Annotated in this window: 20 protein-coding genes and 2 pseudogenes; 9 read left to right on the top strand and 13 right to left on the bottom strand. The window is 62.1% G+C overall.

The genetic code is table 11. From position 1 onward, the window contains the following. Positions 1 to 21 precede the first annotated feature (21 nt). Positions 22 to 459, bottom strand: a complete 438-nt coding sequence (locus NKI18_RS05085) for a hypothetical protein (protein ID WP_352617512.1) — start codon at positions 457 to 459, stop codon at positions 22 to 24. A gap of 413 nt (positions 460 to 872) precedes the next feature. Between NKI18_RS05085 and NKI18_RS05080 the strand changes: the two genes are divergently transcribed. From NKI18_RS05080 to NKI18_RS05055, 6 genes are all read left to right on the top strand, one after another. Further along, positions 873 to 1247 (top strand): DUF1488 family protein, encoded by a 375-nt coding sequence (locus NKI18_RS05080; RefSeq protein ID WP_023676577.1) that lies wholly within the window; start codon positions 873 to 875, stop codon positions 1245 to 1247. A gap of 50 nt (positions 1248 to 1297) precedes the next feature. Then, positions 1298 to 1483, top strand: coding sequence for a DUF3606 domain-containing protein (locus NKI18_RS05075; protein WP_023676578.1), 186 nt, complete (start codon positions 1298 to 1300; stop codon positions 1481 to 1483). 371 nt (positions 1484 to 1854) lie between these two features. After that, a complete protein-coding gene (locus NKI18_RS05070; protein ID WP_352617509.1) occupies positions 1855 to 2511 on the top strand; it encodes an ABC transporter ATP-binding protein in 657 nt (218 codons plus the stop codon). Further along, a complete protein-coding gene (locus NKI18_RS05065; RefSeq protein WP_352617673.1) occupies positions 2511 to 4919 on the top strand; it encodes an ABC transporter permease in 2409 nt (802 codons plus the stop codon). The genes NKI18_RS05070 and NKI18_RS05065 overlap by 1 nt, the downstream gene beginning before the upstream one ends. Then, on the top strand, positions 4909 to 5964 hold the full coding sequence (locus NKI18_RS05060) for a lipocalin-like domain-containing protein (protein ID WP_352617506.1): 1056 nt from the start codon (positions 4909 to 4911) through the stop codon (positions 5962 to 5964). Before NKI18_RS05065 ends, NKI18_RS05060 begins: the two co-directional genes overlap by 11 nt. A 1027-nt stretch (positions 5965 to 6991) precedes the next feature. Continuing rightward, positions 6992 to 7252 carry a pyocin activator PrtN family protein gene (locus NKI18_RS05055; protein ID WP_352579555.1) on the top strand — a complete coding sequence of 87 codons (261 nt, stop codon included), beginning with the start codon at positions 6992 to 6994 and terminating at the stop codon, positions 7250 to 7252. A 682-nt stretch (positions 7253 to 7934) separates the two neighbouring features. Here the strand turns inward: NKI18_RS05055 and NKI18_RS05050 are convergent. From NKI18_RS05050 to iolG, 12 genes and pseudogenes are all read right to left on the bottom strand, one after another. Beyond that, a complete protein-coding gene (locus NKI18_RS05050; protein WP_301942484.1) occupies positions 7935 to 8078 on the bottom strand; it encodes a transposase domain-containing protein in 144 nt (47 codons plus the stop codon). A gap of 847 nt (positions 8079 to 8925) precedes the next feature. Continuing rightward, positions 8926 to 9268: pseudogene (locus NKI18_RS05045) on the bottom strand (transposase domain-containing protein); the annotation flags it as partial. Between the two features lie 457 nt (positions 9269 to 9725). After that, positions 9726 to 10796, bottom strand: coding sequence for a Gfo/Idh/MocA family protein (locus tag NKI18_RS05040; RefSeq protein WP_352617503.1), 1071 nt, complete (start codon positions 10794 to 10796; stop codon positions 9726 to 9728). Positions 10797 to 10985: 189 nt separating this feature from the next. Next, positions 10986 to 11990: a substrate-binding domain-containing protein gene (locus NKI18_RS05035; protein ID WP_023676588.1), complete on the bottom strand. Its 1005-nt coding sequence runs from the start codon at positions 11988 to 11990 to the stop codon at positions 10986 to 10988. Between the two features lie 58 nt (positions 11991 to 12048). Beyond that, positions 12049 to 12261 (bottom strand): hypothetical protein, encoded by a 213-nt coding sequence (locus tag NKI18_RS05030; protein ID WP_352617500.1) that lies wholly within the window; start codon positions 12259 to 12261, stop codon positions 12049 to 12051. After that, positions 12261 to 13148: an ABC transporter permease gene (locus tag NKI18_RS05025; RefSeq protein ID WP_352617498.1), complete on the bottom strand. Its 888-nt coding sequence runs from the start codon at positions 13146 to 13148 to the stop codon at positions 12261 to 12263. Before NKI18_RS05025 ends, NKI18_RS05030 begins: the two co-directional genes overlap by 1 nt. Further along, the gene (locus NKI18_RS05020) at positions 13141 to 13881 is read right to left on the bottom strand and encodes an ATP-binding cassette domain-containing protein (RefSeq protein WP_023676590.1); all 741 of its coding nucleotides are present in this window, start codon (positions 13879 to 13881) and stop codon (positions 13141 to 13143) included. The genes NKI18_RS05025 and NKI18_RS05020 overlap by 8 nt, the downstream gene beginning before the upstream one ends. Before the next feature lie 137 nt (positions 13882 to 14018). Continuing rightward, positions 14019 to 15144, bottom strand: a pseudogene (locus tag NKI18_RS05015) (Gfo/Idh/MocA family protein). Further along, the gene (locus NKI18_RS05010) at positions 15134 to 16099 is read right to left on the bottom strand and encodes a hydroxyacid dehydrogenase (protein ID WP_023676592.1); all 966 of its coding nucleotides are present in this window, start codon (positions 16097 to 16099) and stop codon (positions 15134 to 15136) included. Before NKI18_RS05010 ends, NKI18_RS05015 begins: the two are co-directional and overlap by 11 nt. Then, positions 16099 to 16914, bottom strand: a complete 816-nt coding sequence (locus NKI18_RS05005; protein WP_023676593.1) for an HpcH/HpaI aldolase family protein — start codon at positions 16912 to 16914, stop codon at positions 16099 to 16101. Before NKI18_RS05005 ends, NKI18_RS05010 begins: the two co-directional genes overlap by 1 nt. Positions 16915 to 16924: 10 nt before the next feature. Further along, positions 16925 to 18361 carry an NAD-dependent succinate-semialdehyde dehydrogenase gene (locus NKI18_RS05000; protein ID WP_353019017.1) on the bottom strand — a complete coding sequence of 479 codons (1437 nt, stop codon included), beginning with the start codon at positions 18359 to 18361 and terminating at the stop codon, positions 16925 to 16927. A 3-nt stretch (positions 18362 to 18364) separates the two neighbouring features. After that, the gene (iolG, locus tag NKI18_RS04995) at positions 18365 to 19372 is read right to left on the bottom strand and encodes an inositol 2-dehydrogenase (RefSeq protein ID WP_352617490.1); all 1008 of its coding nucleotides are present in this window, start codon (positions 19370 to 19372) and stop codon (positions 18365 to 18367) included. A 107-nt stretch (positions 19373 to 19479) separates the two neighbouring features. On the opposite strand from iolG, the gene iolD reads away from it, so the two are divergent. The 3 genes from iolD (at position 19480) to NKI18_RS04980 (ending at position 23189) form a co-directional block, all read left to right on the top strand. After that, positions 19480 to 21327, top strand: coding sequence for a 3D-(3,5/4)-trihydroxycyclohexane-1,2-dione acylhydrolase (decyclizing) (iolD, locus tag NKI18_RS04990; RefSeq protein ID WP_352568989.1), 1848 nt, complete (start codon positions 19480 to 19482; stop codon positions 21325 to 21327). Between the two features lie 125 nt (positions 21328 to 21452). Next, positions 21453 to 22352 (top strand): myo-inosose-2 dehydratase, encoded by a 900-nt coding sequence (gene iolE / locus NKI18_RS04985; protein ID WP_352617487.1) that lies wholly within the window; start codon positions 21453 to 21455, stop codon positions 22350 to 22352. Positions 22353 to 22355: 3 nt separating this feature from the next. After that, positions 22356 to 23189 carry an SDR family oxidoreductase gene (locus tag NKI18_RS04980; protein ID WP_352617485.1) on the top strand — a complete coding sequence of 278 codons (834 nt, stop codon included), beginning with the start codon at positions 22356 to 22358 and terminating at the stop codon, positions 23187 to 23189. Positions 23190 to 23245: the final 56 nt, after the last annotated feature.

Genomic DNA, 23245 nt, shown 5'->3' with positions numbered 1-23245 from the left:
TGCTGCGAAACGGCTCCGGCTTTATCCGACGAACGCCTCACGCATCCGAGCGAACATGCCGGGCTGTCTCCCAGCAATCGCCGCACGGATGTGACGGGCGGCCGTTACGGCGCTCACCGTCGCGCCGAAATGACAATAGCAGATGATCTCATGCAATTGCCTGTCGGTCAGTTCGAAGAACCGCTTCGCTTCGCCGTAGTTGTCGCTTTCCAACCCGGCGGCGCGGAGGACAGGATCCTCGAAAGCGACTGAGATCGGCGAGCCGTCGCCGCGCATGGCCCCGCGTGATCTAACCGGCTGATACTCGGTTTGGTGTAGCGTCGAGAGTCGCCGGTCAGGGTTCCGTTCAAGGAGCTCCGCCCAGCGTTCAAGACGTTCGCTGCGCGACATGGCCTGGCGCAGGTAGGCCTGATCGATCTCGGCGACGATCTGCAGTTGCTCAAGCGTCTGGTGCTTCATTTTAGCCTCCTATTCGGACGATAGTTGGCCGTCCCATATCCTTCTTATACCTGCGGCCAGCGTGACTCCGACCGATCGTGAAGTCCAATCACGATGATGCTGGGAGGGCTTCCCCCCACAAAAATGCGGAGGCTTCGCAAAGATCCGGGCCATTAATTTGGCGAACGCGGTCAAATGCGCGGCTGTTCGACGATGTCGGTCTGGAGTCCGTGCCGATCGAGGTGATCGACGGGCAGAGTCTGTGCTGGAGTAGCCCGGCTCCATCGCTGGCCGGGCAGCGGGATCAAGCGAGTGGCAGTTTAGCTTCGAAACCGCCGTAATTCTGAACGCGCACAATGCGAAGAGACGCAAGGCCGCGAGCCTGCAACAGACGTTCGCTACGCGGTTCTTGACGGCTTGAGGTATGTTCAACCTTGGCGCTGACTTTTCCGAACCGAAGCCGCAGCTACGACGAGGCCGGACAATACCTCCATTTTCTCGGCTACGATGGCATGTTTGAAATGCCGTTCTTGATTGAGATTGAAGCGCTCGCGAACGCAAAACCGGAAGCAGCCACAGCCGAAGCGGGTTATTTGGCGACCTTCGATGCATCAAGGGACTCCATTCGTGATGTCGCGCGGAAAGCTTCCTCCCACGGCCGCAAGAACGTGTACCAGCCCAGAAGACCTCGACGCTTCGAACGGCGGACGAGCAAAGCGTTCCCCGTAAGGGATCGGCTTATCCCTGCGACCGCGGAGTTGTGCGGTTTCGACATGGTTGGCGACTACGTCCTTGTCCCCGTCGATTAGAGGATTATCCTTGACACGTTTGGGCGAGGCGATCGCCCATGGAGGTTGTCATGGCAGACGACAAGTCAAAGCGTGGTCCGCAAGACAGAGCACGGGTCGACGGTGGCGAAGACTATGAAGTCGGGTACCTCATGAAGAAGCACCATCTCGAACGGGCTGATGCCCTCAGGCTGGTAAAAAAGTATGGAAACAACCGCGCAAAGATCGAAGAGGAACTCTTTGCCCGAAAGGTTTGATCGCGTATTCCCGTGAGGCTGGCATAGAGCCAAGCACGCCTGAGTGTGACCAGGCTGCAGGCATAATCATGGCGCTTTTCAGCAACGGCATCGGCACTGCTGAGGAATTGAAGGCAGCGCTCCAGTTCCGTTTGGAGAGTGAGTTGCGACGGCACGGTCAACGCCTATCCCGCCTAGCTGAGAACCGCTCTAGATCGTAATTGTACATCGAATTCCAAGTGGAGGTCGCGTTAGATGCAAAACGCGAGCCTCTGAAGAAAACCATTGTCCAATTAAGGCAGTGGGTTTGGAGGCTGTATGAAAGGGGTCGTTGTTTGGCGCTATTTCACTGGCATGCCGTGTCAGAAGCACGCGGGCCTCCAGGGAGTAACATGCTGCTGAGGCTGGACCAGATCGACAAATTCTACCCCACTGGCGAAGGGCCGTTGCATGTTCTGCACGGGATCGATCTTTCGCTGGAGGCGGGCAAGAGCCTTGCGCTGACCGGCGAGTCTGGCAGCGGCAAGAGCACGCTTTTGCACCTCGTTGCAGGGCTCGACAGCCCTGATGCGGGAGAAATCCACCTTGGCGGTACCAATATTGTGGAGCTGAACGATACGGCCCTTGCCGCCCTGCGGCGGGGAACAGTCGGACTTGTGTTCCAGCAGTTCAACCTGATCCCTTCGCTTGATGTGGCAGCCAACCTTGCCTTTCAGGCTCGACTTGCCGGCCGTCCTGATCCGGCGTGGCTGAAGGTCCTTGCTGAACGGCTGGGCCTGGCCAAGGTCCTAACGCGCTACCCTGAACAGCTGTCGAGTGGGCAACAACAGCGGGTGGCGATTGGGCGGACCCTAGCCGTTCGGCCACGGCTGGTTTTGGCCGATGAGCCCACGGGCAATCTCGATGAGGCAACAGGGGACGCTGTACTCGATCTTATGCTGTCGCTGGTGGCTGAAACGGGTGCCGCCCTGTTAATGGTTACCCATTCCAACCGTCTGGCAAACCGGCTGAACGCCCACGTTCACCTGCACGCGGGACGGCTGGCTTGATGGTGTGGACCGGGTTGTCAGCGCTCTTGTCGCATTGGCGCAGGCGGCCTGTCCAACTGGCGATGCTGCTTTTGGGGCTATCGCTGGCAACGGCGTTGTGGTCAGCGATTCAGGCGATCAACGGTGAGGCGCGGGCGAGCTATGACCGTGCAGCGGCGATCCTTGGGCAGGACCGGCTCGCGCAACTGGTGCGTGAGGACGGGACCCGGATGGATCAACAGGTGTTTGTGAGACTGCGGCGAGCAGGCTGGCTGGCTTCGCCGGTGATTGAAGGTGAAATGCGGTTTGGGGATGTGCGGTTGCGCGTCCTCGGCATTGACCCACTGACTTTGCCGCCGCAGGCGCAGCAGGTGGATGTTGCAGTGGGTGATGAGCTATTGCCGTTCATCACGGCGCCCGGGGTGCTCTATGCAACTCCGGAAACCGCGGCACGACTAACCGAGCAAGCAACACCTCCCGTGCGCGTGGCCGAGGGTTTGCCGCCTGGCACAGTCCTCACCGACATCGGGCAGGCGCAGGTCTTGCTTGGGGCAAAGGACAAGATCTCTCGTCTTTTGCTCTGGCCGGACCAACCGATTGGCCGTGCCCCTCTAGAGGTGACAGCCCCCGGCCTGACCCTGCGCGAGCCGAGTGAAACGGGGGATCTTGCCAGGCTGACCGACAGTTTTCACCTGAACCTGACGGCTTTCGGTTTTCTTGCCTTTGCGGTGGGGCTCTTCATCGTGCATTCCGCCATCGGTCTGGCTTTTGAACAGCGCCGCCCGGTGTTTCGCACGCTGCGCGCACTGGGCTTGCCGGCCCGCGTGCTGGTCCTTTTGCTGATCGCCGAGCTGCTGATCTTCGCCCTCCTCGCGGGATTGGTGGGCGTGGCATTTGGCTATGTAGTCGCCTCGGCCCTTTTGCCCGACGTCGCCGCCACCCTGCGCGGACTTTACGGGGCCGATGTGCCGGGAACGCTGTCGATCCGCCCCGCAGTGTGGGCAGCGGGGCTGGCGATCGCGGTAATCGGCACGCTGGTAGCGGCCGCACAAAGCCTCTGGCGGCTATGGCACCTGCCGCTGCTTGCGCCGGCCCAGCCTCGGGCCTGGGCGCGGGCTTCGGAGCGGGCCCTGCGCGCGCAAGGCGTGGCTGCGATGGTGCTCCTGTTGACGGCGGCGGGAATTGCACACTTCGGATCCGGCCTCGAGGCGGGCTTTGCGCTTCTGGCGGCACTGCTGATGGGGGCGGCACTGGCGCTGCCGCTCGTGCTGACGGGGATATTGCACCTTGGCGGCCGCTTGGCGCGTGGACCATTGGCTGAATGGTTTTGGGCCGACACGCGTCAACAGCTTCCCGGCCTGTCATTGGCGCTAATGGCACTGCTGCTTGCGCTGGCCGTCAATGTGGGCGTCAGCACGATGGTGTCGAGCTTTCGGCTGACCTTCACCGGCTGGCTCGATCAGCGTCTCGCCTCAGAGCTTTACGTGACCGCCCGCACCGAAGCAGAGGCCACGGCGATACGCGACTGGCTGGCCCAGCGCAGCGACGCGGTCCTGCCGATCTGGAGCATTGAGGGCCGGGTCGCAGGCCAGCCCGCGGCAATATACGGCGTGGCCGATCATGGCACCTATCGCGACAACTGGCCGATCCTCTCTGCAGTGCCGGGGGTGTGGGACCGGATCGCCACAGGCGACGGCGCCCTGATCAACGAACAACTGGCGCGGCGCCAGGAGTTGGGCTTAGGGGACCAGATCACGCTGCCCGGTGGCTGGCGGGCCAGCATCGTCGGCGTCTATGCCGACTATGGCAACCCGATCGGCCAAGTGATCATCGGGATCGACACACTGCTCCAGCACTATCCTGACGTCTCCCGCCTGCGCTATGCCATTCGGATTGCCCCCGGCAAGGCCGAAGCACTGGCTGCGGGTTTGCGGGCGGAATTCGGGCTGCCCGCGCAGAACGTGATTGACCAGGCCGGGATCAAGGTCTTTTCGCTCAAAGTGTTTGAGCGCACATTCAGAGTGACAGCCGCGCTGAATGTGCTGACGCTGGGAGTCGCGGGGCTGGCGATGTTTGCGAGCCTCATGACCCTGTCGGGGATGCGCCTACCGCAACTGGCGCCGGTCTGGGCCATGGGTCTGCCCCGCCGCCACCTCGTATGGCTGGAGCTTTGGCGCGGCTTGTTGTTGGCAGCCTTGACCATGCTGGCCGCTCTGCCTGTAGGTATCGGGCTCGCCTTTGTTCTACTGGCGGTGGTGAATGTGGAGGCTTTTGGCTGGCGTCTGCCGATGCACCTTTTTCCCGGTGACTGGGCGCGGCTGGCGGCGCTCGCGTTGCTGGCGGCCGGACTTGCAGCCGCCGTGCCTGCCTGGCGGCTGGCGCGTCTTTCGCCATCGGATTTGCTGAAGGTATTTGCACATGAGCGTTAGAGCATTGCTGATCTACATGAGCTTGGCCGCACCTGCCTTTGGCCAGGGTTTTGCTGGGCTTGGCACAGAGGCTGACGGGTTTTCAGTGCCGCAGCCGGGGACTGCATTCAACTTTCCGGCAGACCACGGCCCGCACCCCGGTTACCGGATCGAATGGTGGTATTTGACGGCCAACCTGCAAGCTGCGGATGGAGCGGACTATGGCGTGCAATGGACTCTTTTCCGATCCGCCCTGGCCCCGGTGGAGCGGTCCGGCTGGTCCAGTCCGCAGCTTTGGATGGGCCATGCCGGGCTGACGACGCGAACGCACCAATTCGTGGCCGAACGGCTGGCGCGGGGCGGCATCGGCCAGGCGGGGGTTTCGGCTGCACCCTTTGCGGCCTGGATTGACAACTGGCAGATGGCAGGTCGGGCCCTGCCAGAGGCGGATTCGCTGTCGGCGCTCGATCTGCACGCGGCGGGACAGGCGTTTTCCTACGAACTGGCACTGGACGCCAAAGGCCCTCTGGTGCCGCAGGGAGTGCAGGGCTACTCGGTGAAATCCGAGAAGGGGCAGGCGAGCTATTACTACTCGCAACCATTCTACCACGTGACCGGTACACTGACCCTTCCGGCGGGCGTGATCGCGGTGTCCGGTCAGGCGTGGTTGGACCACGAATGGTCCTCGCAGCCGCTGGCTGAGGATCAGACCGGGTGGGACTGGTTCTCCTTGCATTTCGACAGCGGCGAAAAGATGATGGGCTTTCGCCTGCGCGACGGAGGCGCGGGCTTTACATCGGCCACATGGATCAAGGCCGACGGCAGGCCGCAGCCGCAGGCCCCCGGCGCGCTAAGGGTGACGCCGCTCGAAACGGCGGCAGTCGCGGGACGTAGCGTGCCGATCCGCTGGAGGGTGCAATTGCCGGAAAACGGAGTGGATGTGACCATCCGGACGCTAAACCCAGAAGCCTGGATGGACACACGCTCTCCCTATTGGGAAGGCCCGATCCGATTTGAGGGCACCCATGCCGGGCGCGGCTATCTCGAGATGACAGGCTATGAGTGACTGGAGGACACTGCTCAATCGCGAGATCGCGACGGTTGGCGAATTGCCGAAAATGGAGAAGGTTAGTTTCCAGCGCCCTTCCCTCTACCACCACCTCAAACCCACTATCTCAGGTAATGGCTCTGGCGATGTAGCGGTCCTGCGCCGCCACCTACCACTACATGGCTCCGAATTGCGGATCGATGTTGCGTGGCCGGAGATGGGCGCGCATCTGCGTAGCGCAGAGTTGCCGCGAGCGTGTTTTCCGATTTCTACGTCGAAGCACCACCGTTGCACGCGTCAATCTTGTCGGTGTCGATCTCCATGCCAAGCAGTCTAACACGCGAAACGGCGTCTGCCGCGGTCCACACCGGATGGTTACGCTGCACGGCGCATTCTGCCGGTGATTGAGGTTCACGAAGGCCTTCCCGCAAAATATGCGCCTTAATGCCCGGCCTCACGGCCTCACGCAATCCAGACATTTTCAAACTCGCCACACGAAAAAACCGCCTCGGTTAGACCGAGACGGTTATCGTACTATGACAGAAGTGGTTGCGGGGACACGCAACCACCGATACCGACATCATTAACGTGACGATTTGACAGGTCCAGGCCAGCATTGCAGGGAGGCGACTTGGTGGGCTCGGAGGGATTCGAACTCCGCGCTTGGAAAAGCGTCCCTCTCGTCTTCACCGTGCAGGCCGCTTACTCTGGGCGGCAGAGTGCCCTTCCGCGCTTCGCCAAACCTGCCGTGGGAAAAGCCTTGCCGTTTTTTCCGGCGGGGCTTTGATCAGATCGCGACTATTAGTGATTTATGCTGGAACTGGTTGCGGAGGTTGGAGTCGGACCGATTTGCGCCGATTAAGAAGCCCGTCAGCAAACGAACTCGGTCACAGCACTGTATTGGCGGTATCCCTCTAGCGACTTGAACGCCCCGGCCGTTGCTTAGGTCGCGCCCACCCTTTTGCACGCGCCCCCCTGCCCGGCCGTTGAACCCGTTGGGCGGCTTGCTAGTCTGCCAAGCTCCTAACAGGGATAGCAACCTGGAATGAACACAGCACTGCTTTTGATGGCTCAGTATGGTGGCAAGGCCATCATCCCGATCGATGAGGTCTGCCGAGACTATTTCTCCCACCTGACGCCGCCGAAGTTGGTCCGAAAGATTTCCATGGGGGAAATTGCCCTTCCGCTCGTGCGGATCGAGGACAGTCAGAAGTGTGCCAAGGGCGTCCATCTCGCCGATTTGGCCAAATACCTTGAGTTCCGGACTGAGGCTGCGAGAAAGGAAATGAGGGGTCTCACGGAGTAGCGAGGGAGCGTGAATGAGGTTTCGTTCAGCCCTGCCGTACACAGCCGCCCGGGGCTTATGGCCTGATGAGCGACGAACTGGATCAACCGTTTCAAGGCCGGTACTGCATTTGGTACAGCACCACTTCAACAAAGACGCGTAATCGACTGTCTGAACTGCATGTTTGTTGGGACTGCGTCCCATCTGATGTTGGACACGATGGTACAACTTTGCAGTATCAAACGAGGCGTTTCGCGAAATGATCCTACAGAACACGCACGTGTCCCTGCGACGAGCCGAAGCAGCGCACCGGCTGCGTGGAACACGCTGACGGGAGGGGCCTGAAAAAGAAGATTATTAGTCGGCTGCCGAGGTCATTATGAATTCAAATGCCGTCAGCTATTTGTACAGTTCTGGCTTACTCATTGCGCCAATAACTGCCTTTCGCCCTTCTGATAGTGATTGCAGACCCGCCTCGGCGGCGATTGCAGCCCGGTATCCGTCCAGCAGCTTGCTCCGGCCGGAATTCCGCTGAGTATTGAATGGATCCAGGCCTGGGCCTGCAGGCGATAGGCATCGGTGAAGCGAGGACGCCAGTCCGCGGGATAGGCCGTTCCTCGCGACAGACCCGAATTGATCTCGGTGCGCAGGGGCGAAAGCAGCGAGACCGTTGCGGTGGAAGCGTAAGCGCCTCGCGGATCGCCTATGGATTTGGGCTTGACGTTTTCCGGAATCGCCAGGGCATGAGTTCCTCGATCTGGGTTTGCGGATGGCCGTTGATGATGGCGTCGAGGGTTTCGGCGAGGTAGGCGACCGGGTTGACGTCGTTGAGCCTGCAGGTGGCCACGATGGAGGCGAGCAGCGCCCAGTTGTCGAACGTAGTGCTGTGCTGCGATTGTCGACAGTGTCCCAGGAGCCTCTTAGGGACTATTGCCTCCAACGATCCGTTGCTTTCCCCACCCCAACTTTCAAAATTGTGGTAAAGTCTCGACGTTGTTATTGGCTTTGAGCGAGCGGTGTGAGGGCGCTGGAGGCTACCATGCACTTCATTAAGCTCCTGGTTGGCTCAGCAATATTGACAGCATCGGGGGCAGCGTTTGCGGCAGAGGAGGTGTCTGTCGAGAGAGGACGGCTGGTTTCCATCATCGGCAGCTGTCACGACTGCCATACTGACGGCTACAGGGAAGCCGAAGGCGCACTCGACCCCACCAAGGCATTGAGAGGGAAAGTAATAGGTTGGCGGGGGCCGTGGGGCACAACGTATGCAAGCAATCTGAGATGGAGCGCGCAAGACCTTAGCGAAGACGGGTATGTAACCTACATCAAGACACTTCGCACATTGCCGCCGATGCCTTGGTACAACGTTCGCGTCATGCCGGAGAGCGACATTCGGTCATTCTATCGATATGTGAAGTCGCTCGGTGATCCCGGCGCCTTCCTCCCGAGAACGGCGAGACCGGGGGAAGAGCCGAGGACGCCCTTCGTCACGCTGGAGCCACCGCAAATGCCGAAACCTTGTTCACGCGACCTGGACTGCGGCGTGGGCGAAGTTTGCTCGGCCGCACCAGTCCGCCAATGCGTTAAGAAGTAGGCACCGTGGGCAGCGGCCCTCTTAAGACAGCCGACCCCAATTACGCGGTAGGGCGAAACCTTAAGTTTCGGAATAGTAGCGAACGCCGCCCTCGGGCCAGACGTCAAGTCAGACCGTCAATGATAAAACTTAGGGTGAGCGCCTCGCGGATCGCCTGTGGATTTGGGCTTGACGTTTTTCGGAATCGCCAGGGCATGAGTTCCTCGATCTGGGTCTGCGGATGGCCGTTGATGATGGCGTCGAGGGTTTCGGCGAGGTAGGCGACCGGGTTGACGTCGTTGAGCCTGCAGGTGGCGATGGAGGCGAGCAGCGCCCAATTTTCGGCCCCGACTTCGTGACCTGCAAACAGGGCATTTTTTTCTGGTCAGGCATACTGGCCTGATCGCGTTTTCGACCGGGTTGGTGTCGAGTTCCAGGCGGCCATCGTCCAGGAAGCGGGTCAGGCCTTGCCAGTGGCCGAGCCCATGCCGGATGTCTTCGGCCAGGCCAGAGCCGGGAGGAGATCATCGATAGCTGCTTTTCGAACCATGGTTTCAGGGCAGCGATGATGGGCGCGGAATGCTCCCGTCGGGCGGCAAGCCGGGCTTGAGGTGATGCGAGCATCCGCGCGTGATCCGCACCCATTACCCCTACGCCGATAATTCCAACGCGTATACTCAAGTTGACCTCCGTATTATTCCAATGCGTTCAGTCAAGCCAGCCGGTTGTCCAGGCTTTTCCGGCCTCGTGCGAGTCGGCGGCCGCCTGGATGAATTTCACCCAGCGCAGCCCGTCGAGCACGTTCGGAAACAAGATCGTGACTGCCTCCGCATGAACGGTTGCACGGTACAACGCGGTACGCGATGCCGTTTCGTGAGACGCTTCTCGCAATGAATCCTGGCCGGCTCCGCGGGCGAAAGCGCGTCAGAGAAGCAGCCGCTGGTCCGTTGTAGGCAAGATGCGGACCATATCCGCAGTAGGATGAACCTGCCGTGCCGGCGTGTCTATCTTCTGAGGCTGACCGGTGCTGGCGGCGCGCTCAATGGCAAGCAGGGCGCACACGTCGGCAAATCCTTCTCCACCGTCGGCTTCAGGCGGTTGTGCATTCAGGATGCAGTCGGAGAAATACGCGGTCTGTCCGGCGAAATGGTCTGTCTGCGGGAACGTCTTTTCGGTTCTGATGTCGCCATGCCGAAGCTTCATTTGCACGGCAGTCTCGAAACGGAAGCCAGGGTCGGCCGTTACGCTCCCCTTCGTTCCGGCCACATGGTAAAAATCCGAATTGTCCGCGCCGAAGCTGGCAATGAACTGTGCAAGCCGGCCCTCGGGGAAGCGCAACGTCACGGCAATGCTTTCCTCTACCTCCCCGACTGAGGCGCTGCCGAAACTCCTTACCGCGACTGCCTCGATCGGCTCAGTGGCAAAGATATGGCGCGCGGCATTCAGGCAGTAGACGCCGATGTCCTGCAACGGACCGCCCCAATAGCCGGCCTTGAGGCGGTGATTGTCGGGCGACGCCATGAACGAGAAGACCGCGGCGAAGATGCGGGGATCGCCGATCTCGCCGCTGCGGATGCGCTCCAGTATCTCGACGGTGCCGGGCTCGTTGTGCAGCCGATATGCTGTCATCAGATACGCGCCGCTCTCATCGGCGGCGGCGATCATCGCCTCGCATTCCGCCTCGGTTGTGGCTAGCGGCTTCTCAACAAGCGCATGCTTGCCGGCTCTCAGGGCTCGGATCGCATAGTCGGCATGCATAGAGTTCGGCAATGCCACGTAGACCGCATCGGCGACGTCCGATGCGAGCATCTGGTCGTACTGCTCGTAGCTGAAGACATGTTCCACGCCGTAGAATTCGGCGAGCTTCGCGGCGTTCTTGGCCGAGCCGCTGACGATTGCCGTGATTGTCGAGTTTCCGGTCTGGGACACACCGGGCATAAAGGCTTCCTGTGTGATCCAGCCCGCGCCCACCACGGCATATCGTATCTTTCTCAATTGCTCCTCCCGAATGGGATCACTCCCGGCACTCGTCTAAAAATGGTCACGCCGTGGCCAGCGGAGCGTCTCTGAGGCCTGACGGCAGCGGTCGATTTGAGCCAGTCGCTCGATGGGTCTGTTGTCGCCTCTCAGGGGCAAAGGCGGGCAAGAGTCATCCCTCGCCCGCCGCAGAGTTGCGCCCCCCGCCTACTTTCCGATGCAGGTGTCGGCGGTTTCGGGGGTGCAGACGTCGAGACCGGTGTAGGTCGGGTCGGCCGGCGCGGGCTTGCCGTCCTTGATGTCCTTCAGCGCCAGCATGGTCTTGTAGCCCATTTCGAACGGCCGCTGTCCGACCTGGCCGAGCGACAGGCCTTCCTTCATCTGGTCCATCTGCACCGGCAGCGTGTCGGCGACGACCAGAGCCAGCTCCTTCTTGGCGATCTTATCCTTGTACGGCTCGACCGCAGCGCGATTCGCATCCGGTATGAATTGCGGAAAGCCGCCTGTCGGCACGAAGGCGTCGAGGTTTGGCGTCTTCGCCATGAAGTCCTGGAACTGCTGAACCGACAGAGGGAAGTCGTCGTTGGTATAGAGAGGGCAGCCCGGTGCTTCCGTCCAGCCGTTCTGGCCGGTCAGGGCATCACCTGGCGAGGCGGCCGACTCCTTGCCGGCCAGCGTATCGCGTATACCCTTCATGCGCTCATTGTGGTTGGCCGCGGCAGCTCCGCCCGACTGGATACAGATGGTGCCGCCTTTCGGCTTGATGGTCTGCACGATCTTGGCGAGGTTGACGCCAATTTCGTAATTGTGCGTGCCGATATAGGCGACACGCAGGTCCTTGTTCTCCGGTAGCACATCCGAGTCCCAGGTAAGCACGGGAATGCCCGCTTCCTTGGCGGCCTGAAGCGCGACGGCCATTGCCGCGGCGTTCGACGGGGCGACGGCGATGCCGTCGACCTTCTTGGCCACCAGGTCCTGCACGATCTGCACCTGCTCCTCGCCGCCGCCATGCTCGCCGGGGCCGATATACATGCATTCGATCGCGCCGCTGGATTCGGCTTCGGCCTTCTTGCAGCCGTCACGAGCCTGGTCGAAGAAAGGATTGTTCATGTTCTTCGGCACAAGGGCGAAGACGTATTTCTGCTGGGCATAGGCCTGCCCTGCCATCAGCGCGGAAAACGCCACGGCCGCCGTCAGAATGTATTTTTTCACCTGTTCCTCCACTTTGTTTTGACGTCCACTATCCCCGACGGCTTGCGGCCGCCGGATTCTATTTGCGCTTCCAGGTAAACATACCCTCCAGCGTCGCCCGCAGCGACTTGCCCGAGGTCTGCATGCCGAGAAGCACGGCAAGAATGATGAAGGCCCCGACAAAGGCGCCCTGCCAGTTCGAATCGATCCCGGCCATCAGCAGCGCGTTGCGGATGACCTCGAGGAAGGCCGAACCGATCACAGCGCCAAACGCGGTTCCGTAGCCGCCCATCAGGCTGGCCCCCCGATGACGGTGCCGGCGATCACCCTCAACTCGTAGCCGGTTCCCATCGCGTTGATGGCCGAGCCGCTGTAGCCGAGCAGCAGCAGGGACGCGATCGATGCGGTAAATGCGCAGAAGACATAGGCCTGGAATTTGATCCAGTCGACGGGGACGCCGGTCATCCGCGAGGCGTTCTCGTTGCCGCCGATCGCGAAGAGGTGGCGCGCCCAGGCGGTGAAAATGAAGACGGAGCCGACGATGAGCGCGAGGATCACCATCACCCAGAACTGCGAGGACAGTTCCGGGATCCAATGAGGCACCCAGCCGTCAGGCGTGTGCCTCGGCCATTTGGCCTGGCCGATGGCCTTGACGATCGGCGCATCGGGTCCGAACTGGTAAAGCATCTGGTTGCCGGACAGCACGACCGCCAGCGAGCGCGCGATCGACAGCATGCCTAGCGTCACCACGAAGGACGGCATGCCGATATAGGCCACGAAGAAACCGTTAAAGGCTCCGCAGGCGATGCCTGCGAGCAGACCCGCGCCAAACGCCACATACCAAGGCTGGTGCCAAGTGAGCAGCAGGCCGGCGACGATCGCGACCAGCCCCATCACCGAGCCGACCGACAGATCGATGCCGCCGGTGATCAGCACCACCGTCATGCCCAGCCCCATGATGGCGATAGGTGCAAAATTGCGGGTGGTGTTGGTAACGTTGTCGACCGTGCCGAAGCTGGGCTCCAGCCACGTCATGAAGACCACCAACACGAAAAGCGCGATCGCGACCCAGAAGGCCTGGCTGGCGATCATCTTCTGGAAAACGCTCTGCTCTATTATGCCGACCACATCACCGATGGACGCATGGCCTTCCTTCAGCATGTCGCTCTGGCTATGCATCACGGATCGCTCCCGTAATTAGGCCGGTGATCTCCTCCGGCGATGTCTTCTCCGTCGCCTTGTCGGCCACTTTCGAGCCGCGTCTCAGCACGATGATGCGGTCGCAGACCGCGAACACATCGGGCATGCGGTGGCTGATCAGCATTACCGACACATTTTGCGATTTGAGCCGCCGGATCAGCTCCAGCACCTCGGCTACCTGGCGGACCGAAATCGCCGCGGTCGGCTCATCCATCAGCACGAGCTTGGAGTTGGATAGCCGGGTGCGGGCAATGGCGACCGCCTGCCGCTGGCCGCCTGACATTTTTTTGACCAGATCGCGCGGCCGCGTCTCCGACTTCAGCTCCGCGAACAGTTTTGCCGAGCGGTTGATCATCGCCTGCTTGTCGAGCACGCGGAGCGGCCAAAACCCCTTCTTCATCTCGCGGCCGAGAAAGACATTTTGGGCGGCCGTCAGATTGTCGGCCAAGGCCAGATCTTGATAGACGACCTCGATCCCTTCGCCCCGTGCCTCGATCGGCTTGTGGAAATGGCAGACCTTGCCGTCCACCGCGATTTCGCCGTCGGAGGGTGGGAAGTTCCCCGCAATCAGCTTCACCATGGTCGATTTCCCGGCACCGTTGTCGCCCATCAGGCCAACCACCTCGCCGGCAGCAACCGCGAAGCTAACATCTGACAAGGCGCGGATAGCACCAAAGCTTTTCGAGACGCTTCGTACGTCCAGCACAGACACATTCTCCTCCCTGTGCGACGTCGACTTGAGCACTCAGCCGACGTACCTCTCTCCGGCTGCAATTTATATTGCAAAATGTACAAACATGCAACGTTTATTTCAGACGCATGCGGGGCGGCGACCAACTCTCCCTCGCATCAGTCTGTTCGCAGCCACTTGCTCTCCCGGGCCGAGCCCTGAATTTGCCTCCACGAGTTCCTGGATGCGTTGGCCGGCCCGGAAGCCGAAAGACTCGTCTCGCTTCCCGGCGATCGCATCGACGAACCGCGCAATCTCGATAGCCTTCAGATCGTTGAAGCCGAGCTGATGGCCTGGTGCGACGCAGAAGAGTCCATAGGGATCGTGATCCGGACCGGCCTCGATGCGCCGAAAGCCACGCCGGCCGCCGGGATCGGCCGTGCTGTAGAAATGCAGCTCGTTGAAGCGCTCCTGGCTGAAGACGAGCGCCCCCTTGGTGCCATAAACCTCGAAATCGTGCTGCATCTTGCGGCCGGTGGCGACCCAGCTCGCTTCGATGCTGCCGGATGCACCATTGGCAAAACGCAGAAATGCGCGACCGATGTCGTCGACCTCGATGGTCCGGCGCCCGCCTCGGCCATCCGGACGGCTCGCTATGACGGTGACGGAATCGCCGAGGACCCGTTCCACCGAGCCAAGCAGAAACTCCGCCGTGGCCAGAGCATGGCTGCCCAGATCCGCCAATGCGCCACCGCCGACACGATCGTGCCGGAAGGTAAATGGGCTTTCCGCATCCGCCATGTAGTCCTCGGCGTGAATGCCGCGATAGCTGCGGATCTCGCCCAACTCGCCCGCGCGGATCATCTGCCGCGCCAGCGCGAGCAGCGGGTTGCAGAGATAATTGAACCCGACCTGCGTCCTGACGCCGGCCGCTTCCGCCGCCTCGGCCATCCGTCGGGCATCCGCCGCAAGGGGCGCCAGCGGCTTCTCGCAATAGACGTGCTTGCCGGCGGCAATGGCGGCGAGCGCCATCTCCTTGTGGAAGCCGTTCGGCGCCGTGATATCGATCATATCGATCTCCGGGTCCTCGACCAGACGCCTCCAGTCCCCGCTCGCCCGCGCGAACCCCAAGGCCTGCGCCGCCTGCGCGGCGAGGTCCTCGGTTCTGTCCGCAACCGTGTGGAGCACCAGTTCGTAGGGAAGATCGAAGACACGTTGTGCGGCAGCAAAGCCGAACACATGGGTCTTGCCCATGAAGCCGGTGCCGATCAGGCCGATTCTGAGTTGAGGTTTTTCACCGGCCATTCAACTCGGCTCCGTTTACCACCAGCGCTGAGTCGATCCGCCCGGCGAAAAAATCGAGCACGTTCTGCACGGACGAGATTGCCATGCGCTCGCCGCACTCGGCGGTGAGCCCGGCAATGTGCGGCGTCAGAATCACCTGGTCGAAGCCGAAGAGCGGATGGTCCGCGGCGGGTGGTTCATCGTCGAAGACGTCGATACCGGCCGCTGCGATGCGCCCCGCTCGCAGCGCCGCGATCAGCGCCGCCTCGTCGACGATGCCGCCCCGCGCTGTGTTGATGAGAACAGCAGTCGGTTTCATCGCCGAGAGTTCCACGGGGCCGATCACCGGGCGCTCGGCTTTGGGTACGTTGACGGAGATCGCATCGGCCCAGGCGAGTCCCGTTTGCAAATCGCTCACCGGCGCGACCGGCCCCTCCGGCCAGCCTTGCCTCTCAAGGAATGGATCATAGGCACGCACGTCCATGCCGAATGCCGCCGCCATGCGCGCCAGGTGGCGGCCGATCCGGCCGAACCCGAGGATCAGAAGCCGCTTGCCCGAGAGTTCGCTTGGCTCCAGCCGGTTGCGCCAACCCCATTCGTTACCGCGCACCGAACGATCCGCTCGGATCAGCCGCTTGGTTGCCGCCAGCAACAGCATCATGGCGTGCTCGGCCACCGACACCGAGTTCACATCGCCGACGATCGCGAGAGCGATCCCGCGCCGATTGAGGGAGGATAGATCCACAGCGTCGTAGCCGACGCCATGGCGCGAGACGATCTTCAACCTCTCGGCGCGTGCGACGGTCGGAGCCGACAAGGGCTGGGTGCGAATGACGAGGCCATCGGCCTTGCCGATCAGAGGTGCGTAGCTTGGTTCGGAGACATCTTCGACATAGTCGTAGGTGACGCCGGGCGACGCATCGAGAAGTTCGATGCCGCTCGGATGAAGTTTTCCGGCGACCAGAACGTGCGGCATCAATAGCCTCCCTTGCCGGCTTCAAGAGAGGCGGGCTTCGCGCCGGTCAATTCGCGAAAGCGGGCAACACACGCCTGGGCCGCTGCTGCGAGCAGGCGGGAGTCGCCTGACACGGTGGTCATGTCGAAACCCCATTCGATGGCACGTGCGGCGTAGTCGGCCGTGCCGCAATGGAGCGCGGCGCGTTTGCCGTTCCTCTTGCAGGCTGCAACGATCGTCCGCAGAGCGGCGATCATGTCAGGCTCCTCGCGATCGAAGGACGGCGCGAGACGCCCCTGGTGCAGGCTGAAGGTCAGGTCTGCGGGACCGACATAGATGCCGTCGAGCCCTGGCGTTGCGGCGATCGCATCGAGATTGCGCATCGCCTCGGCGGTCTCGACCATGGCGAAAGCCAGGATCTCGTCATTGGCTTCGGCCGCGTAGTTGGCACCCGCCGAGAAGTTGGCACGCGTCGGCCCAAAACTGCGCTGGCCGGCCGGCGGATAGCGCAGGTAGCTGACGAGCTGAGCCGCCTGTTCCGGCGTGTTGATCATGGGACAGATCACGCCATAGGCGCCGGCATCCAGCACCTTCATGATGATGCCCGGCTCCAGCCACGGCACGCGCGCCATGGGCACCACCCTGGATGCACGCATCGCCTGGAACATCGGAAGCAGCATCGAATAGTCGAGCGCGCCGTGCTGGACATCGATGCTCACGCTGTCATAGCCCTGCGCGGCCATGATCTCGGCGGTGAATGGACTGCCGATCGAAAGCCAGCCATTGATCGTGGGCCGCCCTTCGGCCCAGATCTGCTTGAGCTCGTTCTTGATCAAGGCGGCCTCCTCAGAACACAATCTGCGCAAGCTTGGTGTCGAGGTAGTCACCGATACCTTCGCTGCCGCCTTCGCGACCCATTCCGGAATATTTCGTGCCGCCGAACGGCGCTTCCGATGCGGCGAGAGCGAAGCTGTTGATGCCCACCATGCCTGCCTTCAGCTCGGCTACCGTGCGGCGCGCACGCTTCGGGCTCGACGTGAAGGCATAGGCCGACAATCCCATTGGCGAAGCATTCGCCCGCTCGAGCGCCTCCTCATCCGAGGAAAACCGGGTGATCGCCGCGATCGGCCCGAAATTCTCCTCGGCAAAGACCCTCATGTCGTCGGCAACATCGGTCAGGACCGTGGGCTCATGAAAATGGCCGGCATTGAACGCCGCAACCCGATGGCCACCGGCGACGAGCTTCGCACCGGCTTTCATAGCGTCGGACACGATGTCTTCGATCTCGGAAAGCCGGCCGGCATTGATGAGCGGGCCCATCTGCACGGATGGGTCGAGCCCGTCGCCCAGTTTCAACGCTTTGGCGCGTTGCACAAAGCCCTCGACGAAGGCGTCGTGCAGGCTTTCGTGGACCAAGAAACGATCCGGTGTGACGCAGACCTGGCCGGAATTGGCGTATTTGGTCGGCACGGAGACGTTGAGCGCGGCATCCAGATCGGCGTCGTCGAAGACGATCAGGGGCGCGTTGCCGCCAAGCTCCATAGACACCTTCTTCACCGTGTCGGCAGCATCGCGGATCATCTGCTGGCCGACGCGGGTCGAGCCGGTGAGGGACACCTTGCGCACCGCCGGCGAAGCCATGATCGGCGCATAGGTCGTGCTCGTGGGCCCAACGACCAGGCTGACGGTGCCGGCAGGAAGATTGCAGGCGCGGATGCAGTCGACCATCAGCATCGCCGTCCCGGGCGTCTGACTTGACGGCCGGACGATGGTCGAGCAGCCAGCGCCAAGCGCCGGCGCCACCTTGCGGGCGACCAGTGCCGCCGGAAAGTTCCAGGCGGTGAAGGCGGCTGCGATCCCGACAGGCTCGTGCAGAACTTCGAAACGACCGCCGGGCACGCGCGATTCGATGACGCGCCCATAGATCCGGCGGGCCTCCTCGGCGTACCAGCGGAACTGATCGACCGCCAGCCCCCATTCGCGCTCGGACTGGGCAATAGGTTTGCCGGTCTCGCTGGAGATCATCCGCGCGGCTTCGTCCTTGCGGCGGATCATCTCGTCCGCGATAGCATGCAGGGCGGACGCGCGCTCAAAACCACCCTTGGATTTCCATGCGGAAAACCCACGGGCGGCGCTAACCAGCGCCTCTTCCGTGTCCGCGCGGGTGGCGACCGGAGCCTCGCCCAGCGGCTTTTCCGTCACCGGGCTCGTCACCGGCGCCGTCCCGCCGTCGGATGCCTTGCGCCACTTCCCGTCGATGAACAGTCCGTAGTTCGCGTACATGGCTTATCCGATCTCGCTGACCTTCACGAAGCGGCCTTCGACCGCCGATTTCATCGCCGCCTCAGCCAGGATCAGGGCGCGGCGCCCGTCCTCAAAACCGACCAGCGGCGGCTCGCCCTTCTCGACGCAGGTGACGAAGGCGTCGATCTCGGCATCGAACGCCTCGCGGTATCGCTCGATGAAGAAGTCGAGATAAGGCCCGGCGGCTTCGGTTTGCGCGACCGAGTAGCGGCGCAGTTCGTGAGGCTTCCTGTTGCCGCTGATCACCATGCCGGTGCTGCCCAGCAATTCGACGCGCTGGTCGTAGCCATAAGTGGAGGTTCGGGAGTTGTTGATGTGGCACTGCTTGCCGCTTTTGGTCCGCATCACGACCATGACGCTGTCGTAGTCGTTCAGCTCCGCCATCATGGCCGGGTCGATCAGCCGGCCACCGATGGCGAACACCTCCTCCGGCTCCTCTCCCACCATGAAGCGGGCCAGGTCGAAATCGTGGATCGTCATGTCGCGAAAAAGCCCGCCCGCGACCTCGTAGTAGGAACGGGGCGGCATGCCCGGATCACGCGAGGTGATAATAACCTGGTGCAGGTCGCCGATCTCGCCGGATCGTACGGCGTTCCACGCCGCACGATGACCGGGGTCGAAACGTCGGTTGAAGCCGATCTGGACCGGCACGCCCTTGGACAAAATTGCTTCGGCGCAACGGTTCACCCTTTCCAGGCTAAGATCGATCGGCTTCTCGCAGAGCACGGGTTTGCCAGCGGCCACCGCCTTTTCGATGTAGTCGGCATGCGTGTCAGTCACCGTCGCGACAAGGACCGCATCTACATCTGCCGAGGCAAATACCTCGTCCGCGGATCCCGAAGCGCGAACGCCGTGCCGCGCCGCGACAGTCTCCGCGGACGATTCGTCGATGTCATAGACGGTGGCTAGTTCCGCACGAGGATGTGCGGCGATGTTTGCCGCATGCATCCTGCCAATCCGACCGCAGCCGAGCACAGCTATCCTGAGCAAGAAGTCCTCCCGGTTTGAATTTTTGCAATGATCGTTGCAAACATATTGATTTGTCAATGGGCATTCCGTATAGATTTGGAAAGACCGTCGTTAGGGAGGAGACAAAGATGACCAGGGCCACCGTCCGTCTGACCATGGCACAGGCGCTCGTGCGCTATCTGTGCAACCAGTTCACGGTCGTCGACGGCGAGAAAGTTCCGCTTTTTCCGGGAGTCTTCGCCATCTTCGGGCACGGCAACGTGACGTGCCTTTCTGAAGCACTCGAGGCGGTGAAGCACGTGCTGCCGACCTGGCGCGGCCAGAATGAGCAGTCGATGGCGCTTGCAGCGATCGGCTTTGCAAAGGCGAAGCGCCGGCGCCAGATCATGGTTGCGGCGACCTCGATCGGTCCGGGTGCGCTGAACATGGTGACGGCGGCGGGTGTCGCCCATTCGAACCGGCTGCCGGTGCTGATGCTCTCAGGCGACACCTTCGTCAGTCGCCGGCCCGATCCGGTCATGCAGCAGGTCGAGCACTTCGGCGACCCGACCATCAACGTCAATGACGCCTTTAAGGCGGTCACGCGCTACTGGGACCGCATCGTCCATCCCGAGCAGATCATCTCGTCGTTGCCGCAGGCGGTTGCGGTGCTGCTTGATCCGGCCGATTGCGGGCCTGCCTTCATCGCTTTGCCGCAGGATGTGCAGGAGATCGCCTGGGATTATCCCGAAGCCTTCTTCGAACAGACGGTGAATGAGGTGCCGCGCCCCCGGCCCGATCGCAGCCGGCTCGCCGAAGCGACGCGCCTCCTCAAAGGCGCAAAGCGGCCGCTGATCATCTCGGGTGGTGGCGTGCGTTATTCGGGTGCCGAGAAGGTTCTTGGCGATTTCGCCAAAAGGCATGGGATCCCGCTCGCGGAGACGATTGCCGGCAAAGGCACGGTTACGCACGACCACCCCGCGCATGTCGGACCGATCGGCATCGTCGGCTCAACCTCCGCCAACGCGCTGGCGGCGGAAGCCGACGTGATCATCGCCGTCGGCACACGGCTCATGGACTTCACCACCGGATCCTGGAGCGCCTTCTCGGCCGACGCAAAGTTCGTCTCGATCAATGCCGCACGCTGGGATGCCACCAAGCACCGGGCGCTCGCCGTCGTCGGCGACGCGCTGGAGACGGTGAGCGAACTCGAAGGTGCCCTCGGCGACTGGAAAGCGGAGAGGGCCTGGACAGACAAGGGTCGCATCGAGTTCGCCAAGTGGAACACGATGCTTGACGGCTTCCAGAAGCCGACCAACGAGCCGGTCCCGACCTATGCGCAGGTCGTAGGCGTGGTGAACGCCAAGGCGGGCGAGCGTGACCTGCTGATCACCGCGGCCGGCGGACTGCCCGGCGAGGTGATGAAGAACTGGCGGGTGAAGGAACCCAACACTTTCGACTGCGAGTTCGGCTTCTCCTGCATGGGTTATGAAATCTCTGCCGGCTGGGGCGCGGCCATGGCCGACCCTACCCGCACGCCGATCGTCATGATCGGCGACGGCACCTACATGATGATGAACTCCGACATCTATTCGTCGGTGCTCGCCGGCCACAAGATGATTCTCGTGGTATGCGACAATGGCGGCTATGCGGTGATCAATCGGCTGCAGAACGCCAAGGGCGGCGCCTCCTTCAATAACCTTATCAAGGACTGCCGGGTCAAGGAGCCGTTCTCGGTCGACTTCGCCAAGCACGCGGAAGCCATGGGCGCGCTGGCGCGGCGTGTCGAAAGCCTTGCCGATCTCGGCCAAGCGATCGAATGGGCGAAGACCACCGACCGAACCACCGTCATTACCATCGTCTCCGACGCCTTCAGCTGGACGCCCGGGGATGCATGGTGGGACGTCGGCGTGCCCGAGATCAGCGGGCGCCAGCAGGTCCGCGACGCGCATGCCGCGCAAACCGAAGGTCGCAAGAAGCAGCGCGTGGGTGTCTGAACCGTTCGGGCGCGCGGGGGCGTCCCCTGCCGGAACGATGCAAAACTCCCTGAGCTTTGTTCCGGCAGTTTTTTGTCGCTGCGCAGGCAGCCAGCAGCATTCGAAAATCATGATTGGAGATGACGATGAGAGCCAAGCTTGGCATCGCGCCGATCGCCTGGTGGAACGACGACCTTCCCGAACTGAGCGACGACGTCTCGCTGGAGGAGTGCCTGCGGCAGGCCCGTGAGGCCGGCTTCACCGGCATGGAGACTGGCCGCCGCTTCCCGATGGACGCGGCGGTGCTTGAGCCCATCCTGAGGCAGCATGCCATGAGCGTCTGTGGCGGCTGGTTCTCCGGCCGCTTGCTGGTCGGCAATATCGATGAAGAGAAGGACCGCATCGCCGCGCAGATGGAGTTGTTCAAGGCGACCAACGCGCCCTGCATCGTCTATGGCGAGACGGGTCGCACCATTCAGGGCGACCGCGGAACGCCGCTGGCTATGCGCCCGCGTCTCGACGACGATCAGATCAAGGCCTACGGCCGTAAGCTCACCACTTTCGGCGAATGGTGCGCGGATCAGGGCATGCCGATTTGCTACCACCACCACATGGCCGCGCCGATCGAAAGCGAACAGGACGTCGATCTGCTGATGAAGCATTCCGGCGAGGGTCTGCCCCTGCTCTACGATGCCGGCCATATGGCCTTTGCCGGCGGCGACGTGCTGCGGGTGGTGGACAAGCACCACGCCCGCATTTCGCATGTACACACCAAGGACATCCGCCAAGCGGTCGTGGACGGGCTCGACCGCAGCCGGGAAAGTTTTCTCGACGCAGTGGTAAAGGGCGCCTTCACCGTACCCGGTGACGGCTCGCTCGACTTCGAGGCGATCGTGAAGCGGCTGGCCTCCTACGGTTACGAAGGCTGGTTCGTCGTTGAAGCCGAGCAGGATCCCGTCAAAAGTCCGCCACTCGAAATGGCGAAGATCGGGCATAAGGAATTGCGGCGCGTCATGGCCGCGGCTGGCTACACTGTGGAGAGCTGAAGTATGAATCGCATGGATGGAAAGGTCTGCGTTGTCACGGGTTCAACGCAGGGGTTGGGAGCGGCCATTGCGCGCCGGCTGGCGGAAGCCGGCGCTGCCGGTCTTGTCACTCTCGGCCGCAACGAGGCGAAGGGCCGTGCCGCGGCCGAGGCGATCACGCACGACACCGGCGTGTCTGTCCACTTTGTCAAGGCCGATCTCGGCAAAGTCGAGGATTGCCGAAGCGTGATGGCGGAGGCCGAGCGCGTTTATGGCAAGATACATGTGCTGGTGAACGCCGGTGCCCGCACGGACCGTGGCACCATCCTCGATACCTCGCCCGAACTTTTCGACGCCCTGTTCGCCGTCAACGTGCGCGGACCCTACTTCCTGATGCAGGAGGCCATCCGCCGCATGATCCGCGACGGCCTTGAAGGCGCCATCTGCAACATCGGCTCGATCTCGGAACATGCCGGCCAGCCTTTCATCAACGTTTACTGTGCCACTAAGGCGGCGCTGGCGACGCTGACCCGCAACACGGCGTTTTCCGTCATGAAGAACCGCATCCGCGTCAACCAGCTGGATGTCGGCTGGATGGCGTCTGATAACGAGCGAGAATTGCAGGCGAGTGAGACGGGCGATCCCAATTGGGAAGCGAAAGCCGTTGCGAACCTGCCCTTCGGCCGGCTGGTCGATCCGGCCGAGGCCGCCCGCACCGTCAACTTCCTCGTTTCGGACGATGCCGGGCTCATGACAGGTGCGGTGGTGGATTACGACCAGACAGTCCTCGGTGCCGCATCCGGCCCCATGGCCGTGCCTGAAAAGGCGATGGCGCTCTCGCCTTCCGACACTGATTGAGAATCGACGGCCGGCGGTCCGAAAATGCTGCAATGAGGCCAGGTTTCGCGGTTCGC

The sequence above is a fragment of the Mesorhizobium sp. M0800 genome, assembly GCF_040320095.1.
GTDB lineage: Bacteria > Pseudomonadota > Alphaproteobacteria > Rhizobiales > Rhizobiaceae > Mesorhizobium.
The sequence above is the reverse complement of the archived record's forward strand: the minus strand, read 5'-3'. Positions and strand labels throughout refer to the sequence as shown.

Coding starts and splice junctions, on each gene's coding strand:
- NKI18_RS05085 (WP_352617512.1), bottom strand. CDS start 459: ATGAAGCACCAGACGCTTGAGCAACTGCAGATCGTCGCCGAGATCGAT.
- NKI18_RS05075 (WP_023676578.1), top strand. CDS start 1,298: ATGGCAGACGACAAGTCAAAGCGTGGTCCGCAAGACAGAGCACGGGTC.
- NKI18_RS05070 (WP_352617509.1), top strand. CDS start 1,855: ATGCTGCTGAGGCTGGACCAGATCGACAAATTCTACCCCACTGGCGAA.
- NKI18_RS05065 (WP_352617673.1), top strand. CDS start 2,511: ATGGTGTGGACCGGGTTGTCAGCGCTCTTGTCGCATTGGCGCAGGCGG.
- NKI18_RS05060 (WP_352617506.1), top strand. CDS start 4,909: ATGAGCGTTAGAGCATTGCTGATCTACATGAGCTTGGCCGCACCTGCC.
- NKI18_RS05055 (WP_352579555.1), top strand. CDS start 6,992: ATGAACACAGCACTGCTTTTGATGGCTCAGTATGGTGGCAAGGCCATC.
- NKI18_RS05030 (WP_352617500.1), bottom strand. CDS start 12,261: ATGGGCGGCTACGGAACCGCGTTTGGCGCTGTGATCGGTTCGGCCTTC.
- NKI18_RS05025 (WP_352617498.1), bottom strand. CDS start 13,148: ATGCATAGCCAGAGCGACATGCTGAAGGAAGGCCATGCGTCCATCGGT.
- NKI18_RS05010 (WP_023676592.1), bottom strand. CDS start 16,099: ATGCCGCACGTTCTGGTCGCCGGAAAACTTCATCCGAGCGGCATCGAA.
- NKI18_RS05000 (WP_353019017.1), bottom strand. CDS start 18,361: ATGTACGCGAACTACGGACTGTTCATCGACGGGAAGTGGCGCAAGGCA.
- iolD (WP_352568989.1), top strand. CDS start 19,480: ATGACCAGGGCCACCGTCCGTCTGACCATGGCACAGGCGCTCGTGCGC.
- iolE (WP_352617487.1), top strand. CDS start 21,453: ATGAGAGCCAAGCTTGGCATCGCGCCGATCGCCTGGTGGAACGACGAC.
- NKI18_RS04980 (WP_352617485.1), top strand. CDS start 22,356: ATGAATCGCATGGATGGAAAGGTCTGCGTTGTCACGGGTTCAACGCAG.